The organism is Nocardia cyriacigeorgica (assembly GCF_005863245.1).
GTDB lineage: Bacteria > Actinomycetota > Actinomycetes > Mycobacteriales > Mycobacteriaceae > Nocardia > Nocardia cyriacigeorgica_C.
Genome location: NZ_VBUT01000006.1, coordinates 24,291 through 41,743, shown reverse-complemented (window position 1 = coordinate 41,743; position 17,453 = coordinate 24,291). Strand labels below are relative to the sequence as shown.

The window sequence follows — 17,453 nt, the reverse complement described above, 5'->3', positions numbered from 1 at the left end:
GAGTTCCTTTACGAAAGTGTGGGGGCTGGTATCAGGCGCCGATCGCGGCGAGCTCGGCCTCGATGGCCGCCTCGAGCCGCTCCCGGACCTCGGGGACCGCGATTTTCTGGATGATCTCGTGGAAGAAGCCGCGCACCACCAGGCGGCGGGCGACGTCCTCGGGGATGCCGCGAGCGCGCAGGTAGAACAGCTGCTCGTCGTCGAATCGCCCGGTGGCGCTGGCGTGGCCGGCGCCGGCGATCTCGCCGGTTTCGATCTCCAGGTTCGGCACCGAGTCGGCGCGGGCGCCGTCGGTGAGCACCAGGTTGCGGTTGACCTCGAAGGTGTCGGTGCCTTCGGCGGCCGCGCGGATCAGCACGTCGCCGACCCAGACCGTCCTGGCATCGCCCTTGGGCGAGTGCGGGTCACCCTGCAACGCACCCTTGTACAGCACGTTCGACTTGCAGTTGGGCTGCGAGTGATCCACCAGCAGACGCTGCTCGAAGTGCTGGCCCGCGTCGGCGAAGTAGAGGCCGAGCAGTTCGGCGTCGCCGCCGGGGCCGTCGTACTTCACGGTGCCGGTGAGCCGGACCAGATCGCCGCCGAGGGTGACCGCGATGTGGCGCAGCGTCGCGTCGCGGCCGAGTTTGGCGTGGTGCGCGGTCGCGTTGACGGCGTCGTCGGCCCAGTCCTGCACTGCGACGACGGTGAGCTTGGCGCTGTCGGCGAGCACGAATTCCACGTTCTCGGCGTAGGTTCCGCTGCCGCGCTGGTCGATGACCACGGTGGCGACGGCGAAGGCATCCAGCCGGATCTGCAGATGACCGTAGGCGGTCTTGCCCTCGCCCGGGCCGGTGACGGTGACGACGACGGGTTCGGCGACCTCGGTCTCCGCGCCGACCGACACCACGGTCGCCGAGTCGAAGCCGGAGTAGGCCTGCGCCGCGACCCGATCGGCGGGCACACCGGCCTGGCCGAGGCGGGCATCGTCGCGGCCGACGGTTTCCACCCGCACGCCCTCGACCGAGCCGACCTCGATCGTGGCCGCGCCGTCACGCACCGCGGTGCCGTCGTGCAGCCCGCGCAGGCGGCGCAGCGGGGTGAACCGCCACTCCTCGTCGCGGCCCGAGGGGATCTCGAAGGCGTTGACGTCGTAGGAGGTGAAGACCTCGCCCTTGTTGACCGCGGCCGTAGCACCCGGGTTCTGAATCGGTTTGGTCGTGGGGTTCTCGCCCTCGACCGCACCCACCACACCAGTTGCCATCAGCCGACGGCTCCTTCCATCTGCAGCTCGATGAGCCGGTTCAGTTCCAATGCGTATTCCATCGGCAGTTCCTTGGCGATGGGCTCGACGAACCCGCGCACCACCATGGCCATGGCCTCGTCCTCGGTGAGGCCGCGGCTCATCAGGTAGAACAGCTGGTCCTCGGAGACCTTCGAGACCGTGGCCTCATGGCCCATGGTCACGTCGTCCTCGCGGATGTCGACGTAGGGGTAGGTGTCGGAGCGGCTGATCGTGTCGACCAGCAGCGCGTCACACTTGACCGTCGACTTCGAGCCGTGGGCGCCCTTGTTGACCTGCACCAGGCCGCGGTAGGAGGCCCGGCCGCCGCCGCGCGCCACCGACTTCGACACGATGGTCGAGGAGGTGTGCGGCGCCAGGTGCAGCATCTTCGCGCCGGTGTCCTGGTGCTGGCCCTCGCCGGCGAAGGCCACCGAGAGCACCTCGCCCTTGGCGTGCTCGCCGGTCATCCAGACCGCCGGGTACTTCATGGTGACCTTGGAGCCGATATTGCCGTCGATCCATTCCATGGTCGCGCCCGCCTCGGCCTTGGCCCGCTTGGTGACCAGGTTGTAGACGTTGTTGGACCAGTTCTGGATGGTGGTGTAGCGGCAGCGGCCGCCCTTCTTCACGATGATCTCCACGACCGCCGAGTGCAGCGAGTCGGACTTGTAGATCGGCGCGGTGCAGCCCTCGACGTAGTGCACGTAGGCGCCCTCGTCGACGATGATCAGGGTGCGCTCGAACTGGCCCATGTTCTCGGTGTTGATCCGGAAGTAGGCCTGCAGCGGGATGTCGACGTGCACGCCCGGCGGCACGTAGATGAAGGAACCACCCGACCACACCGCGGTGTTCAGCGCGGAGAACTTGTTGTCACCGGCGGGGATGACCGAGCCGAAGTACTGCTCGAAGATCTCCGGGTGCTCGCGCAGACCGGTGTCGGTGTCGAGGAAGATGACGCCCTGCTTCTCCAGGTCCTCACGGATGGAGTGGTAGACGACCTCGGACTCGTACTGCGCGGCGACACCGGCGACCAGGCGCTGCTTCTCCGCCTCCGGGATGCCGAGCTTGTCGTAGGTGTTCTTGATGTCCTCGGGCAGGTCCTCCCAGCTCTCGGCCTGCTTCTCCGAGGAGCGCACGAAGTACTTGATGTTGTCGAAGTCGATGCCGTCGAGGTTGGAGCCCCAGTTCGGCATGGGCTTGCGATCGAAGATGCGCAGCGCCTTGAGCCGCTGCTCGAGCATCCAGGGCTGCTCGTTCTTCTTGGCCGAGATGTCGCGGACGACAGCCTCGGACAGGCCTCGTTGCGCACTGGCACCGGCCACATCCGAATCGGCCCAGCCGTAACCGTATTTGCCCAGCGAAGCGATGGTCTCTTCCTGGGTGAGCGGTTGCACCTGGTCGGTGGTCGTCGTCATTCGGCACTCCTTCCGGAGTCGATCGTTGCTTCCGTTGCGGGCTGTGCAACGGCTGATGGAGAGGCTGTATTCGGTTCGGTCGTCGGTTCGTGGTTCGCCTGGCCGGGCGTGAGCACCAGCAGGGGCACGTGGGTGGTGCAGGCGCAGTCGCCGTTGGCGATGGTGGCCAGCCGCTGCACGTGCGTGCCGAGCAGCTCCCGGAACGCCTCGAGCTCGGCCTGGCACAGCTGCGGGAACTCCTCGGCCACGTGCGAGACCGGGCAGTGATGCTGGCAGATCTGCACGCCCGTGCCCACCTTGCGGGTGGTCGCGGCGAAGCCGGCGTCGGTGAACGCCTCGGCGATCTCCTCGGCCTTGGCCTCGGTGTCGGCCTGGGTGTGCTCACGCACCGGATCGATCCCGGCCACGATAGTCCTGGCGCGTTTGCGGGCGAACTCGGTGATGGCCTTCTCGCCGCCGATCTCGCCGAGCTGGCGGATCGCGGCGCCGGCCAGATCGTCGTAGGCGTGACCCAGACGGCCCCGTCCGGCGGCGGTGAGCTGGTATTGCTTGGCGGGACGGCCGCGGCCCTTCTGCTGCCACGGCGCCGACCGGCTCGCGCGCGCCTGCCCGGAGTCGATGAGCGCGTCGAGGTGGCGGCGCACGCCGGCGGGCGTGAGCCCGAGCCTGGCGCCGATCGCGGTCGCGGTGATCGGGCCCTCCTCCAGCAGCAGCTGAACGATGGCCGCGCGGGTATGACCCTCACCGGACGTCGCGGGCGCAGCACTCGATGCGGTACCGGCCCGGTGACCAGCCCTTTCATCGGTGTTCGGCAAACCCACGGTTTTCACAACATCAGTGTGGCGGAATTCGTTCCCGAAATCTAATAAGGGTCCCCTGACCTCGGACGTCGACGTTCGGCCAGACCGTCGGCCGCAACCGCCTCACCTCCGGTTTCGCGATGAACTCGCAGGTCACGAGCTACCGGCCGAGCCGGAAAGGTGAAGCAAATCACTCCCACGGCGTTCCGGGGAACGGCACGTCAGCACCGGTGCACCGCAGGACACCCCGTCCTCGCGATCTCCAGCATGGCGACCGCGCCCGCAGACCTCGCACCCGGGGCACCCTCGCAAAGGGATGAATGCTGGAGGTTTGCCACTCCGGCCGGGGCCGGCACCGGTGCCGCGGCGCGCCTCGGCACAGCGGCGTTCCGTTCGCTCATGCGCCCAGGCTGTCGCCGGGTGACACCCGCCCTCGTCCCATTACGCTTGCCTCTCGTGGCGGTACTGGAAGGCGCGCGGCGCAAGACATCGACGCTGGGGCGCAGGGCCCTGGGTCTGGACGCACCGGCGGCGGATCACACCATCGCGGTGCTGCACCGTGACGAATCCGAGGTGCCAGGCCTCGACCGCAAAGAAACGGTGCAGCTGAACCGGATCCGGCTGCTCGGCGCCACCGGCACCGTCCTCATGGCCATCAGCGCGCTCGGCATCGGCGCCCAGCCGGTGCACCAGAACCCCACCTCCGGGGTGCGGGTGCTGGGAATTTTCGCTCGCGCGCATACCGGCTCGTTGGCGATGTGCATGGTCGGCACGGTCATCGTGGTGCTGGCCTGGCTGTTGCTGGGCCGCTTCGCCGTCGGCGGTCTCGGCGGCTCCCCCATTCACCGGCTGACCCGCTCGCAGATGGAACGCACCCTGCTGCTGTGGATCATCCCGCTCAGCGTCGCGCCGCCGCTGTTCAGCAACGACGTCTACTCCTATCTCGCGCAGAGCGAGATCGCCGCCCGCGGAATCGACCCCTATAAAGAAGGACCGGTCGCCGGGCTCGGCATCGACAACGTCCTCACCAACAATGTGCCGACGATCTGGCGCGACACCCCCGCTCCATATGGTCCGCTGTTCCTCTGGATGGGCCGGGGCATCGCCACCGTCACCGGCGACAACATCATCGCCGGGGTGTGGGTGCATCGCCTGCTCGCCCTCGCCGGTGTCGCGTTGATCGTGTGGGCGCTGCCCCGGTTGTCGGTGCGCTGCGGTGTGGCGCCGGTGAGCGCGCTGTGGCTCGGCGCGGCCAACCCGCTGGTGCTGTTCCACCTGGTCGGCGGCGTGCACAACGACGCGCTGATGCTCGGGCTGATGCTGGCCGGCGTCGAACTGACCCTGCGCGCCATCGAGGACACCCATCCGTTCGACCGGCGGGCCTATGCCCTGCTCATCGCGGGCGCCGTGGTCGTCTCGCTGTCGTCGTCGGTGAAGATCACCTCCCTGATAGCGCTCGGGTTCGTCGGGATGGCCCTGGCCAGACGCTGGGGCGGCGGGTTCAAACAGCTGGTCTGCGCCGCCGCGCTACTCGGGGTGATAGCCCTGGCGACGACCTTGTTCGTCAGCCTCGCCAGCGGCCTCGGATTCGGCTGGACGCAGACCTTGAGCGTGGCCAACGCCGTGCGCAGCTGGATGTCGCTGCCCACCGCGCTCGGCATCATCACCGGCTTCGGCGGAGTACTCCTCGGACTCGGCGATCACACCACCGCCCTGCTGAGCATCACCCGCCCGATCGCCGCGGTGGCCGCCGGATTCGTCACCGTGCGCATGCTGGTGGCCACCGGCACCGGCCGCCTGCACCCGGTCGGCGCGCTCGGCGTCTCGATGGGCGCGATCGTGCTGCTGTTCCCGGTGGTGCAACCGTGGTATCTGCTGTGGGCGATCGTGCCGCTGGCGGCGTGGGCGACCCGGCCCATCTTCCGCGTGCCCGCGGTCGCGCTGTCGGCGGTGGTCAGCGTGTTGCAGATGCCGCGCGGGGCCGATATGGAGGTCTTCCAGATCGTCGGCGCGGCCATCGCCACCACCATCGTGTGCGTGCTGTTCATTGTGGTGACGCGCAACGCGCTGCCGTGGCGGGCGCAGACAGGGGTGTCTGCCCGGTCACAGCCGGCCACGGCTTACGGTGTGAGATCGTGACCGCAGCCTCCGGACCCGCCGTGCGCGTCGACGGCGTCGTCAAGCGCTACGGCGAGACCACGGCGGTCGACGGGATCGGATTCGATGTCGAACGCGCCCAGGTGCTCGCCCTCCTCGGACCCAATGGCGCGGGCAAGACCACTACCGTCGAGATGTGCGAGGGTTTCGTCACCCCCGACGCCGGTACGGTGCGCGTGCTCGGTCTCGACCCGATCGCCGACTCCGATCAACTGCGCCCGCGTATCGGCGTGATGTTGCAGGGCGGCGGCGCCTACCCCGGCGCCAAGGCCGGGGAGATGCTCGATCTGGTCGCCTCCTACTCGGCCGACCCGCTCGACCCCGACTGGCTGTTGCGCACGCTCGGCCTCGACGACAATCGCCGCACCCCCTACCGCCGGTTGTCCGGCGGTCAGCAGCAGCGGCTGTCGCTGGCCTGCGCGCTGGTGGGACGCCCGGAGATCGTGTTCCTCGACGAACCGACCGCGGGCCTGGACGCCCAGGCCCGGATCATGGTGTGGGAGTTGATCGATGCGCTGCGCCGCGACGGCGTCACCGTCGTGCTCACCACGCACATGATGGACGAGGCCGAGGAGCTGGCCGATCAGCTGGTGATCATCGACCACGGCCGCATCGTCGCCGCGGGCACGCCCGCCGAGGTGACCGCGCACGGCGCCGCGGGCCAGCTGCGCTTCACCGCGCCACCCAAGCTCGATCTGGAACTGCTGAAATCGGCGCTGCCGGAAGGTTTCTCGCCGCGCGAGACCAGCCCCGGCTCCTACCTGGTGGAGGGCGAGATCGATCCGCAGGTGCTGGCCACGGTGACGGCGTGGTGCGCGCGGGTGAACGTGCTCGCCACCGATATCCGCATCGATCAGCGCCGACTCGAGGACGTCTTCCTGGAACTCACCGGACGGGATCTGCGCGGATGACCAAACCCGACCTCAGCACCAACCGCTTCCCCGCGGGCACCTTCGCGCCGGCCCCGCACCCGAACAAGCGCGCCACCATGCTGGCCGCGCAGACCCGGCTCGAACTGATCCTGCTGCTGCGCAACGGCGAGCAACTGCTGCTCACCATGCTGATTCCGATCACCCTGCTGATCGGGCTCACCCTGCTGCCGTTCGGCGATCTGGGCACCGACCGGGTCGATCAGATCGTGCCGGCGGTGATGATGGTCGCGGTGATGTCGACCGCGTTCACCGGGCAGGCGATCGCGGTCGGTTTCGATCGTCGCTACGGCGCCCTGAAACGGATCGGCGCGACCGCGCTGCCGAAATGGGGCATCGTGGCCGGTAAGAGTGCCGCGGTGCTCATCGTGGTGGTGTTGCAGGCGGTGCTGCTCGGCCTGATCGGCGCGGCGCTGGGCTGGCGGCCGGAACCCGCGGGACTGCTGCTCGGCGCGGTGGTGATCGCCCTCGGCACCGCCACCTTCGCCACCATGGGCCTGCTGCTGGGCGGCACGCTCAAGGCCGAAGTGGTGCTGGCGCTGGCGAATGTGCTGTGGTTCGTCATGCTCGGCGTGGCCACCGTGGTGTTCGCCTCCGACGATCTGCCGACCGCGGTGAGCGTGCTGGCCCGGTTGATTCCCTCGGGTGCGATGGCGGTGGCGCTGGAGGACGCACTGCGCAACAGCATCGACTGGTTCGGCGTCGCCGTACTGGTGGCGTGGGGCTTGATCTGCGGGTTCCTGGCCACGCGGTTCTTCCGCTTCCACTGATCCTGATCGGTCTCCACCAGGCCGACGGCTGAACGCTCGACCCTCACCTGACCGTCAAACGACGTCTTGTAGTAGTCCGCCTGCGGGGCGCAGGATCGCGGCGGCTACCATCGTGACGTGCTGTATCGCGCGTTCCTGCGTCTCGTCGACCGCCTGCCGCTGCTGTCCCAGCGTGGCCAGCTGCTGATCGCCGCCGGGGTGATCGCCTCGCAGGCCGGCATCTCGGTGACGGGCGCGATCGTGCGCGTCACCGCCTCCGGCCTCGGCTGCCCCACCTGGCCGCAATGCTTCCCCGGCAGCTTCACGCCGGTGGGCGTGTCCGAGGTGCCGGTGTTGCATCAGACCGTCGAGTTCGGCAACCGGCTGCTCACCTTCGTGGTGACGCTGTTCGCCGCGCTCATCGTGCTCGCGGTGACCAGGGCCCGGCGCAGGCGCGAGGTACTGATCTACGCGTGGCTGATGCCCGGCGGCACCGTCGTGCAGGCCATCATCGGCGGTATCACCGTCCGCACCGGCCTGCTCTGGTGGACCGTGGCGGTGCATCTGCTGGCGTCGATGGTGATGGTGTGGCTGGCGGTGGTCATGTACGCCAAGATCAGCGAACCCGACGACGGCGTGGAGACCGTGCGCGCACCCGCTCCCCTGCGCTGGCTGACGGTGCTGAGCGGCGTCGCCCTCGCGGGCACCCTTATCGCGGGCACCCTCGTGACCGCGGCCGGTCCGCACGCCGGCGACAAGAGCATCGACCGCCCGGTCGAACGGCTCGAAGTCGAGATCGTGACGCTGGTGCACCTGCATTCGCAGCTGCTGGTCGCCTACCTCGCCCTGCTCATCGGCCTGGCCCTCGGCCTGCTGGCCATCGGCGCGGCGAAACCGGTGCGGACCCGGATGTGGGTGCTGCTCGGTCTGGTGCTCGCGCAGGGGCTCATCGGCGTCGTCCAGTACTTCACCGACGTACCCGCCGCGCTGGTGGTGCTGCACGTGGGCGGCGCCGCGGCGTGCACCGCGGCCACCGCCGCACTGTGGGCATCACTGCGGACCAGAGAACGGGTCCCGGCACCGGCAGCAGATCCGGCCGTCTCGGCTGCCTGACCCGAACGACCCTTCGGCACCCCGCCCGGAGCCTCGGCCGAGTGCACTGAGGAGCCGGCGCGGCCGACCTTCACGAACGGCTCCTGGCCGACCCGCCCCGTCGACTGCCCGATGATGCGGGCGCTCGGGTCTCCGCGGGCACTATCGACTCGGTTGGCCGGACTTCACCAAACGTGTCGGCTAGCGATCAGACCAGGGTGAGCTGAACGTCGATATTGCCGCGGGTGGCGTTGGAGTACGGGCATACGTGATGCGCGGCGGCAATGAGCGCCTCTCCCTTTTCCCGCTCGATGCCCGGCAGATCGACGGTCAACGCCACCGTGAGCCCGTAACCCGTCCCGTCCGGCCCGATGCCGACCGCGCCGGTCACCGAGGTGCCGTCGAGCGCGACCTTCTCCCGCCGCGCCACCACCTGCAACGCGCTGTGGAAGCAGGCCGCGAAACCGGCGGCGAACAGCTGTTCGGGGTTGGTGCCCGTGCCGCCCGCGCCGCCGAGTTCCTTCGGGATGCTCAGGTCCAGATCCAGCGCGGCGTCGGTGGAGCGGACGTGGCCGCCGCGGCCCGCGCCGGTCGCGGTGGCTTCAGCGGTGTACAGGATGGTCATGGGTTCTCCTCGGTGTCGTCCAGCACCAGCTGCTGGTTGTCGATGAATGCGGTGACCGCGCGCAGTTGCGCCCGGAACCCGGCGAGTTCGGAGGCGGTCAGCCCGGTCGCGCAGCCGATCCGCCGCGGCACGGTCTTGGCGCGTTCGCGCAGCGCCCTGCCCTCGGTCGTGGCCTCGACCACGACCGAGCGCTCATCGTCCGCGGCGCGCCTGCGCTGCACCATGCCGGTCGATTCGAGACGCTTGAGCAGCGGCGACAGCGTGCCGGAGTCCAGTTCCAGCGCCGCGCCGAGCTCCTTGACGCTCACCTCGCCGCGCTCCCACAGCACCAGCATCACCAGGTACTGCGGATAGGTCAGGCCGAGCTCGTCCAGCAGCGGCCGGTACAGCCGGATCATCGCCCGCGACGCGGAGTACAGCGCGAAACACACCTGGTTGTCGAGTGCGAGCTCATCGGTGTTCGTCATCGGTCACCACCTCCACCACGAAATGGTAGTGGGCAATTCAGTTGTGCACAACCGAACTGGCTGTGATGCGCGACTCGTTCACCACGGAGACGGAAAAGCTACGGCCCCCTGGACTTCCAGGGGGCCGAGCGAACAGATCAGGCGGAGTCGGCCGTAGCGCCGCGATAACTGCGCGCCACCAGCGCCGAGGTGAGATACCACAACCCCGAGGGCTGAGTCGGATCGAAGCCGGTCAGCATGCGGACCCGTTTGAGGCGGTAGTCGAGGGTGTTGGTGTGCATATGCATCAACCGCGCGGTGCGCTGCCGGTTGAAGTTGTTGGCGATGTGCTGGCGCAGCGTCTCCAGCAGTTCCGGATGCTCGTCCAGCGGATCGAGGATGCCGCTGAGGTATTCGCGCGCCGGGCCGGGCCGGGTGATCTGGAATTCGAGCGCCAGATCGTTGAATCGGTGCAGCCCGCCGAGCCCGGAGATCCGCTGCACGGTGTCGAGCAGCTCGTGCGCCTGGTCGGAGGCCGCCGGAATCTCCGCGGGCGCGGCCGCGACGACGGTCGCGGTGATCGGCACCCGGGCAGCGGCCGACAGCTGGGCGATCAGCTCGTCCAGGGTCTCGTCGTCGACGTCGACCGATGGCAGCAGCAGCGTCCCACCGTCCACGCTCAGCAGCGACAACGCGCGATCACCGCAGCGCGTGGCCAGTTCGGCCTGCACGCGACGCAGTTTGCGGCGCGCGACGATCTTGCCGTCGACCGCCGGCACCGACTCGTCCGGGTGCGGCGGAATCGCCAGCGCCAGTACCGCATAGGAGGCGGCGATCTCGATCCCGCATTCCCTGGCCATGGTCGAGGTGCTGTGCCCGCCGAGCAGCGCCGAGGTGAGCGTGTGCACCGCGGTGTGGTGTTCACTGACCACGGACCGGTATTCGCGCACGTACGCCATCGAGACCGTGGTGGTGATGGTGTCCAGGATTTCCAGCAGCCGACGCGCCGTGGTCACCAGATCGGCGTAGTCGGCCGGCGTGGCATTGCTCAGCAGGGCGTCGAGGCCGAGCTTGAAGCCCTCGTGGATGGCATGATTGATGGTGTCGATGGGTACGCCCTCGCGGGCCCATTCGGCGGCGGCCTCGCCCACTTGGTCGATCTGCTCGGGCAGGCTGCGGCCATCGAGCAGATTCAGTGCCAGCTCCAGGCAGACCCGGGTCACGGCAGTGACGTCGCCCTGGAGCGCGTCGCCCGGCAAAGTACCGCAGGGCGCCACGTTCTCGATGAAGTGGCCGACCATCCGGCGCGACAGCGTGGACACATCGCGCAGCTGACTGGTGATCGGGTGACCGGCAACGGTCAGGCGCGGGCGAGTCGAGTCGACGACCGTCATATCGATTCCTTCTGGCCCGAGGTTGATCGCGGAGTGATCACGGTAACGCGAATAGTTACCGGCCAGTAGGGGTTGGCGGCCGACTTGTGACATCAGCCAATGGTCCGGCCGTGCGCCTGTGACGGCGCACAAGCCGAAGTCGTCGAGCTATCGCTCGTTGCGCGCCTTGGGGAATCGGGTCTGCCGGGCGACCCAGCCCGCCATCTTGGCCCAGTGGCCGGTGCGCGGGGTGACGATCGAGGTCAGCTCGCGGTCCCATTCGTCGGTCTCACTGAGCCCGTCCACCCGCTCCACCAGCGCTTTGGCGGTGGCGAGGTCGGCGACCACCCGGTCGCCGAGGATGCCGTCGGAACCGACGAGGGTGACCCGCACGCCCATCCGGCCGATCGGCTGCAAAACGGCGGTGGCGGAGCCGCCGTGCTCGGCGACGAACTTCTTCACCGAGTCCACGACGGAACTCGGGACCTGCGCGGTCACGGTGGCGACATCTGCACTCATGCCCGCAGTTTACCGACGGGTAAGAAATGCTCCACCCCCGCGGTCGGCCGGATCCGGGTGCTCGCGGTGTAGAACTGAGTCCATGCGCGCCATCCAGGTTTCCGAGCACGGCGGTCCCGAGGTCCTCACCTACACCGAGGTGCCGGACCCGACGATCGGCCCCGGTCAGCTGCTGGTCCACACCGACGCGATCGGCGTCAACTTCATCGACACCTATATCCGCACCGGCACCTACAAGCAGCCGGTCCCCTACATTCCCGGCGCCGAGGGCACCGGTGTGGTGGCCGAGGTCGGCGCCGAGGTCACCGAGTTCCGGCCGGGCGACCGGGTCGCTTGGGCGGCGGCACCCGGCAGTTACGCCCCGCTGGTGGCCGTCGACGAGGCCGTCGCGGTCGCCGTGCCCGATGACGTCGCCCCGCCCGTCGCGGCCTCGGCGCTGCTGCAAGGCATGACCGCGCACTACCTGCTCGAATCGATCTACCGGCCCGAACCCGGCGAGTCGGTGCTCGTGCACGCCGGCGCGGGCGGCGTCGGCCTGCTGCTCACCCAGATGGCGGCCGCGCGCGGCGTGCGCGTGATCACCACGGTGTCCTCCGATGAGAAGGAGACCCTCTCGCGGGCGGCGGGCGCGGCCGAAGTGCTGCGTTACGGCGACGATCTGGCCGAGCAGGTGCGCGCGCTGACCGACGGCGTCGGCGTGGCCGCGGTCTACGACGGTGTCGGGGCCGCGACCTTCGAGGCGAGCCTGGCGTCCTTGCGGATTCGGGGGATGCTCGCACTGTTCGGCGCCGCCAGCGGGCCGGTGCCACCGTTCGATCTGCAACGTCTCAACGCGGCGGGTTCGCTGTTCGTCACCCGGCCGACGCTGGCGCACTACACCCGCGACCGGGCCGAATTGCTGTGGCGGGCCGGCGATGTGCTCGAAGCGATCGCCGAGGGCGCCTTGGCGATTCGCGTCGGCGCCACCTATCCGCTGGCCGAGGCGGCGCAGGCGCACCGCGATCTGGAGGGCCGTAAGACCACCGGCTCCATCGTGCTGCTGCCCTGAGCCGGAGTAGCGCGATTCAGTAGTCGTGGCCGGTGAGCCCGCGGTAGATGAACCTGGTCAGGCCCGCCGAGCGGCGCACGGTCGCCGCGCGTGTGCTCGGCCTCAGCATCGAACTGCTCGACACGCTGAGCGAAGGCGACGAGGACGCCACGCACCGCGGCGAGCAGACCCGCCGGATCGACCGCACGTACCGCGATCCTGCCGACACCGGCGTGCGTCGTCGTCGGTTATCGGGAGCCAGACGCCTCACTCGTAGACGGATCGGGCGGCGCTCGGGCAGATGTCCGGCGTCCCAGCCGACCTCGGCACCGCAGCGGCCGGACGACGCCGACCTCCCCGGCTCAGCCGAACAGCACGTCACCGATGGTGGTCCACCCCAGCACCGAGTCGATGGCCAGGCCGCAGAACACCACCGCGAGGTAGTTGTTGGACTGTAGGAACAGCCGCAGCGGCTTCACCGATTCGCCGCGGCGCACCCCGGCGTAGAGCTGGTGGGCCATCAGCAGGAACCAGGCGCCGGCGACCAGGGCGACGGCCGCGTAGATGACGCCGGTGGCCGGGACGAGGGCCAGCGTGGTGAGCACGGTCAGCCAGGTGTAGATGACGATCTGCTTGGTCACGGTCTGCTCGGTGGCGACCACCGGCAGCATCGGCACGCCGGCCGCGCGGTAGTCCTCCTTGTAGCGCATGGCCAGCGCCCAGGTGTGCGGCGGTGTCCAGAAGAAGATGACGCCGAACAGCGCGATCGCGGGCCAGCCGATGCTGCCGGTGACCGCCGACCAGCCGACGAGGGCGGGCATACAGCCCGCGGCGCCGCCCCACACCACGTTCTGCGAGGTGCGGCGCTTGAGGCCGAGGGTGTAGACGAAGACGTAGAACAGGATCGTCGCGACCACCAGCACGCCGCTGAGCAGGTTGGCCTGCCACCACAGCCAGGCGAACGAGCCGATGCCGAGCACCACGCCGAAGACGAACGCGTGCGAGGTGGGCACCGCGTCGCGGGCCAGCGGGCGCTTGGCGGTCCGCTTCATCACCTTGTCGATATCGGCGTCGGCGACGCAGTTGAGGGTGTTCGCGCTCGCCGCGCCCATCCAGCCGCCGAACAGGGTGGCCAGGATGAGGCGGATGTCGACGTGGCCGCGGTCGGCCAGCAGCATGGTCGGGATGGTGGCGACCAGCAGGAGTTCGATGACGCGCGGTTTGGTGAGCGCGATGTAGGCCAGCGGGCGGCGCAGGAGCTTCGACAACGGGCCGTCACCGGTGACCCGATCCGCGAGCGCCGGTGCGGAATCGTGCGCGCCGCCGACCCCCGGCTGTTGACCGATCCGCACTTCTTCTCCTCGCACGCTGTGCATCGCATCCGGCTGTGGAACGAGCAGCGCGCAGCTGCGGCGCGGCCACTACTACAGACGATGGTAGACCCACACCCCCTGCGCCCCGACCCGCGCCCCCTGCCCCGGCGGCGTGCCGTTCACCCGCGGGTAACCGCCCGCACCCGGCGTGAACAGCGGTGGTTCACGCACTTCCACGCGCTTTCGTGGCAAGCACCACATTCGGCGGGCCGTATGCCATCGTCGGCGCACGCGCGTCCGCCACGCCGCCGAGCGGCGGATTTCCCCCGGGTTCGTGCGCGGCCGGTCGCGGGCACATCTAGGGTGGTAGGTACATCCGGCACGCGCATTTCGGCGTTGCCGTACGTCATGCCACCGCCCACCCCGCCATCGTCGACGAAACCAATGTCAGGAGAACCTCGGTCGTGTCAGTGACAGACGACATCCGCGCCCTCACCCAGCCGAACCATCCGGCCGACTGGACGGACCTGGACACCAAGGCGGTCGACACGATCCGGGTACTGGCCGCCGACGCGGTCCAGAACGCGGGCAACGGTCACCCCGGTACCGCGATGAGCCTCGCGCCGCTGGCCTACGTGCTCTACCAGCGCGTCATGCGCCACGACCCCACCGATCCGAGCTGGGTCGGCCGCGACCGCTTCGTGCTCTCCTGCGGTCACTCCAGCCTCACCCAGTACATCCAGCTGTACCTGGCCGGTTTCGGGCTCGAGCTCGACGATCTGAAGAACCTGCGCAAGTGGGGCTCGCTGACCCCGGGCCACCCGGAGTTCCGGCACACCGACGGCGTCGAGATCACCACCGGCCCGCTCGGCCAGGGCCTGGCCTCCGCGGTCGGCATGGCGATGGCGGCCCGCCGCGAGCGCGGCCTGTTCGATCCGGATGCCGCCCCCGGCACCAGCCCGTTCGATCACTACATCTACGTCGTCGCCTCCGACGGTGACCTGGAGGAGGGCGTCACCTCCGAGGCGTCCTCGCTGGCGGGCACCCAGCAGCTGGGCAACCTGGTGGTGATCTACGACGACAACAAGATCTCCATCGAGGACGACACCACCATCGCCTTCACCGAGGACGTCGCCGCCCGCTACGCCGCCTACGGCTGGCATGTGCAGACCGTCGAGGGCGGCGAGGACGTCGTCGCGATCGAGGCCGCGATCGAGGCCGCCAAGGCCGAGACCGGCAAGCCGTCGATCATCGTGCTGCGCACCGTCATCGGCTACCCGGCGCCCACCAAGATGAACACCGGCGCCTCGCACGGTGCCGCGCTCGGCGGCGACGAGGTGGCCGCCACCAAGAAGATCCTCGGCTTCGATCCGGAGCAGAGCTTCCAGGTCGACGACGCCGTCATCGCGCACACCCGCAAGGCCATCGAGCGCGGTCAGCAGGCGCACAAGCAGTGGCAGCAGAGCTTCGACGCGTGGGCGCAGGCCAACCCGGAGAACAAGAAGCTGTTCGATCGGCTCGCCAACCGTGATCTGCCCGCGGGCTGGGCCGCGAATCTGCCCACCTACGAGCCGGATCCGGCCGGCATGGCCACCCGTAAGGCCTCGGGCAAGGTGCTGGCCGCGCTGGCGCCGGTGCTGCCGGAGCTGTGGGGCGGTTCGGCCGACCTCGCCGAGTCCAACAACACCACGATGCCCGATGTGCCGAGCTTCGGCCCGGAGTCGATCTCCACCGGCATGTGGAAGGCCAACCCGTACGGCCGCACGCTGCACTTCGGTGTGCGCGAGCACGCGATGGGCTCGATCCTCAACGGCATCGCGCTGCACGGCCCCACCCGCCCCTACGGCGGCACCTTCCTGGTGTTCAGCGATTACATGCGCCCGGCGGTGCGCCTGGCCGCGCTGATGCGCATTCCGGTCACCTACGTCTGGACCCACGACTCCATCGGTCTCGGTGAGGACGGCCCGACCCACCAGCCGATCGAGCACCTGGCCGCGCTGCGCGCCATCCCGGGCCTGAACGTGGTCCGCCCCGGTGACGCCAACGAGACCACCTACGCCTGGCGCACCATCCTCGAGCGCGACAGCAGCGAGCACAGCTCGCACTTCTCGGTCTCGGAGCTGCCGCATCAGGACGGCCCGTCCGCGCTGGCGCTGACCCGGCAGAACCTGCCGATCCTGGAGGGCACCAGCTACGAGGGCGTGTCCAAGGGCGGCTACATCCTGGCCGAGGCCTCCACCGGCACCCCGCAGGTGATCTTGATCGCCACCGGTTCGGAGCTCCAGCTCGCCGTCGAGGCGCGCACTACGCTGGAGGCGCAGGGTATCGGCACCCGCGTGGTCTCGATGCCGTGCGTGGAGTGGTTCGACGCGCAGGACAAGGCCTACCGCGACGAGGTGCTGCCGCCGTCGGTCGCCGCCAGGGTGACCGTCGAGGCCGGTATCGCGATGCCGTGGCACCGGTTCGCCGGTGACGCGGGCGAGATCGTCTCCATCGAGCACTTCGGCGCCTCCGCCGATTACAAGACCCTGTTCCGCGAGTTCGGCTTCACGCCCGAGGCCGTGGTGGCAGCCGCCCAGCGCACGCTCAGCAACGTGAAGGGATAAGTGCTCATGGCACAGAACGAGAACATCGCCGCCCTCGGTGCGGCGGGAGTGTCGGTCTGGCTCGACGATCTGTCCCGCGACCGGATCAACTCCGGCAACCTCGCGGAACTGGTCGCGACCCGCGGTGTGGTCGGCGTGACCACCAACCCGACCATCTTCCAGGGCGCACTGAGCAAGGGCCACGCCTACGACGCTCAGGTGGCGGCCTTGGCCGCGCAGGGCGCCGACGCCGACGCGGCCATCCGCACCATCACCACCGACGACGTCCGCGCGGCCTGCGATGTGCTGGCCCCGGTGTTCGAGCAGACCGGCGGTGTGGACGGCCGGGTCTCCATCGAGGTCGATCCGCGGCTGGCCTTCGACGCCGACAAGACCGTCGCGCAGGCGGTGGAGCTGTGGAAGATCGTCGACCGGCCCAACCTGTTCATCAAGATCCCGGCCACCGAAGCGGGCCTGCCCGCGATCACCGCGGTGATCGCGGAGGGCATCAGCGTCAACGTCACGCTGATCTTCTCCGTCGCCCGCTACCGCTCGGTGATGGGCGCCTACCTCGACGGTCTGCGCAAGGCGCGCACCGCCGGCCACGACCTGGCCTACATCCATTCGGTCGCCTCGTTCTTCGTGTCGCGGGTCGACACCGAGATCGATAAGCGGCTCGAGGCGATCGGCTCGCCGGAGGCGCTGGCGCTGCGCGGCAAGGCCGGTGTGGCGAACGCGCGCCTGGCCTACGCCGAGTACCAGGACGTCTTCGACGGCGGCGCACACACCTCCACCTACAAGCACCTCGCGGCCATGGGCGCCAACCGTCAGCGTCCGCTGTGGGCCTCGACCGGGGTGAAGAACCCGGAATACTCGGACACCATGTACGTGACCGAACTGGTGGCGCCCAATACGGTCAACACTCTCCCGGAGAAGACCCTCGAAGCGGTCGCCGACCACGGCGAGATCCGCGGCGACACTGTCTCCGGCACCGCCGCGGCGGCGCAGGAGGTGTTCGACCAGCTGACGGCCGTCGGCATCGACCTCGACGATGTGTTCGCGGTGCTCGAACGCGAAGGCGTCGACAAATTCGAGAAGTCGTGGGAGGAACTGCTTTCGGCCACCGCACAGGAGCTGTCCGCGGCCGGGGGTAACTGAC

The 17,453-nt window shown here is 69.2% G+C and carries 15 protein-coding genes; 7 read left to right on the top strand and 8 right to left on the bottom strand.

The window, feature by feature from the left end:
* Window positions 1–31 precede the first annotated feature (31 nt).
* Genes sufD through FEK34_RS16145 form a run of 3 tightly spaced genes read right to left on the bottom strand, consistent with a single transcriptional unit; the run spans window position 32 to window position 3,509 of the window.
* Window positions 32–1,243, bottom strand: a complete 1,212-nt coding sequence (gene sufD / locus FEK34_RS16155; protein ID WP_138448656.1) for a Fe-S cluster assembly protein SufD — start codon at window positions 1,241–1,243, stop codon at window positions 32–34.
* Window positions 1,243–2,679, bottom strand: coding sequence for a Fe-S cluster assembly protein SufB (gene sufB / locus FEK34_RS16150; RefSeq protein WP_138448655.1), 1,437 nt, complete (start codon window positions 2,677–2,679; stop codon window positions 1,243–1,245). Before sufB ends, sufD begins: the two co-directional genes overlap by 1 nt.
* Window positions 2,676–3,509, bottom strand: coding sequence for a helix-turn-helix transcriptional regulator (locus FEK34_RS16145; protein ID WP_138448654.1), 834 nt, complete (start codon window positions 3,507–3,509; stop codon window positions 2,676–2,678). Before FEK34_RS16145 ends, sufB begins: the two co-directional genes overlap by 4 nt.
* Before the next feature lie 426 nt (window positions 3,510–3,935).
* Here FEK34_RS16145 and mptB point away from each other — a divergent pair, with 426 nt between their 5' ends.
* From mptB to FEK34_RS16125, 4 genes are all read left to right on the top strand, one after another.
* Window positions 3,936–5,618 carry a polyprenol phosphomannose-dependent alpha 1,6 mannosyltransferase MptB gene (gene mptB / locus FEK34_RS16140; protein ID WP_138448653.1) on the top strand — a complete coding sequence of 561 codons (1,683 nt, stop codon included), beginning with the start codon at window positions 3,936–3,938 and terminating at the stop codon, window positions 5,616–5,618.
* Window positions 5,615–6,547: an ABC transporter ATP-binding protein gene (locus FEK34_RS16135; RefSeq protein ID WP_138448652.1), complete on the top strand. Its 933-nt coding sequence runs from the start codon at window positions 5,615–5,617 to the stop codon at window positions 6,545–6,547. The genes mptB and FEK34_RS16135 overlap by 4 nt, the downstream gene beginning before the upstream one ends.
* Complete coding sequence (locus FEK34_RS16130; protein WP_138448651.1) at window positions 6,544–7,335, top strand: ABC transporter permease; 792 nt, start codon at window positions 6,544–6,546, stop codon at window positions 7,333–7,335. The genes FEK34_RS16135 and FEK34_RS16130 overlap by 4 nt, the downstream gene beginning before the upstream one ends.
* A 117-nt stretch (window positions 7,336–7,452) precedes the next feature.
* Window positions 7,453–8,427, top strand: coding sequence for a COX15/CtaA family protein (locus FEK34_RS16125; RefSeq protein WP_138448650.1), 975 nt, complete (start codon window positions 7,453–7,455; stop codon window positions 8,425–8,427).
* A 187-nt stretch (window positions 8,428–8,614) separates the two neighbouring features.
* Here FEK34_RS16125 and FEK34_RS16120 read toward each other — a convergent pair whose 3' ends face one another.
* The 4 genes from FEK34_RS16120 to FEK34_RS16105 all read right to left on the bottom strand — a co-directional run bounded on the left by FEK34_RS16120 (window position 8,615) and on the right by FEK34_RS16105 (window position 11,369).
* On the bottom strand, window positions 8,615–9,031 hold the full coding sequence (locus tag FEK34_RS16120) for an organic hydroperoxide resistance protein (protein ID WP_138448649.1): 417 nt from the start codon (window positions 9,029–9,031) through the stop codon (window positions 8,615–8,617).
* Window positions 9,028–9,498, bottom strand: coding sequence for a MarR family winged helix-turn-helix transcriptional regulator (locus FEK34_RS16115; protein ID WP_138448648.1), 471 nt, complete (start codon window positions 9,496–9,498; stop codon window positions 9,028–9,030). The genes FEK34_RS16120 and FEK34_RS16115 overlap by 4 nt, the downstream gene beginning before the upstream one ends.
* 137 nt (window positions 9,499–9,635) lie before the next feature.
* On the bottom strand, window positions 9,636–10,871 hold the full coding sequence (locus FEK34_RS16110; protein WP_138448647.1) for a PucR family transcriptional regulator: 1,236 nt from the start codon (window positions 10,869–10,871) through the stop codon (window positions 9,636–9,638).
* A 147-nt stretch (window positions 10,872–11,018) separates the two neighbouring features.
* Window positions 11,019–11,369: a hypothetical protein gene (locus FEK34_RS16105; RefSeq protein WP_138448646.1), complete on the bottom strand. Its 351-nt coding sequence runs from the start codon at window positions 11,367–11,369 to the stop codon at window positions 11,019–11,021.
* A gap of 82 nt (window positions 11,370–11,451) precedes the next feature.
* On the opposite strand from FEK34_RS16105, the gene FEK34_RS16100 reads away from it, so the two are divergent.
* A complete protein-coding gene (locus FEK34_RS16100) occupies window positions 11,452–12,417 on the top strand; it encodes a quinone oxidoreductase family protein (protein WP_138448645.1) in 966 nt (321 codons plus the stop codon).
* A gap of 341 nt (window positions 12,418–12,758) precedes the next feature.
* On the opposite strand, the gene FEK34_RS16090 is transcribed toward FEK34_RS16100, so the two are convergent.
* Window positions 12,759–13,748 (bottom strand): heme o synthase, encoded by a 990-nt coding sequence (locus tag FEK34_RS16090; protein ID WP_171048246.1) that lies wholly within the window; start codon window positions 13,746–13,748, stop codon window positions 12,759–12,761.
* Window positions 13,749–14,173: 425 nt separating this feature from the next.
* Between FEK34_RS16090 and tkt the strand changes: the two genes are divergently transcribed.
* Both tkt and tal read left to right on the top strand, forming a co-directional pair.
* Entirely contained in the window at window positions 14,174–16,315 is a 2,142-nt protein-coding gene (gene tkt, locus FEK34_RS16085) for a transketolase (protein ID WP_138448643.1), read from the top strand.
* A gap of 6 nt (window positions 16,316–16,321) precedes the next feature.
* Window positions 16,322–17,452, top strand: coding sequence for a transaldolase (gene tal / locus FEK34_RS16080; protein ID WP_138448642.1), 1,131 nt, complete (start codon window positions 16,322–16,324; stop codon window positions 17,450–17,452).
* Window position 17,453 lies beyond the last annotated feature (1 nt).

Coding starts and splice junctions, on each gene's coding strand:
- sufD (WP_138448656.1), bottom strand. CDS start 1,243: ATGGCAACTGGTGTGGTGGGTGCGGTCGAGGGCGAGAACCCCACGACC.
- sufB (WP_138448655.1), bottom strand. CDS start 2,679: ATGACGACGACCACCGACCAGGTGCAACCGCTCACCCAGGAAGAGACC.
- FEK34_RS16130 (WP_138448651.1), top strand. CDS start 6,544: ATGACCAAACCCGACCTCAGCACCAACCGCTTCCCCGCGGGCACCTTC.
- FEK34_RS16120 (WP_138448649.1), bottom strand. CDS start 9,031: ATGACCATCCTGTACACCGCTGAAGCCACCGCGACCGGCGCGGGCCGC.
- FEK34_RS16115 (WP_138448648.1), bottom strand. CDS start 9,498: ATGACGAACACCGATGAGCTCGCACTCGACAACCAGGTGTGTTTCGCG.
- FEK34_RS16110 (WP_138448647.1), bottom strand. CDS start 10,871: ATGACGGTCGTCGACTCGACTCGCCCGCGCCTGACCGTTGCCGGTCAC.
- FEK34_RS16105 (WP_138448646.1), bottom strand. CDS start 11,369: ATGAGTGCAGATGTCGCCACCGTGACCGCGCAGGTCCCGAGTTCCGTC.
- FEK34_RS16100 (WP_138448645.1), top strand. CDS start 11,452: ATGCGCGCCATCCAGGTTTCCGAGCACGGCGGTCCCGAGGTCCTCACC.
- tal (WP_138448642.1), top strand. CDS start 16,322: ATGGCACAGAACGAGAACATCGCCGCCCTCGGTGCGGCGGGAGTGTCG.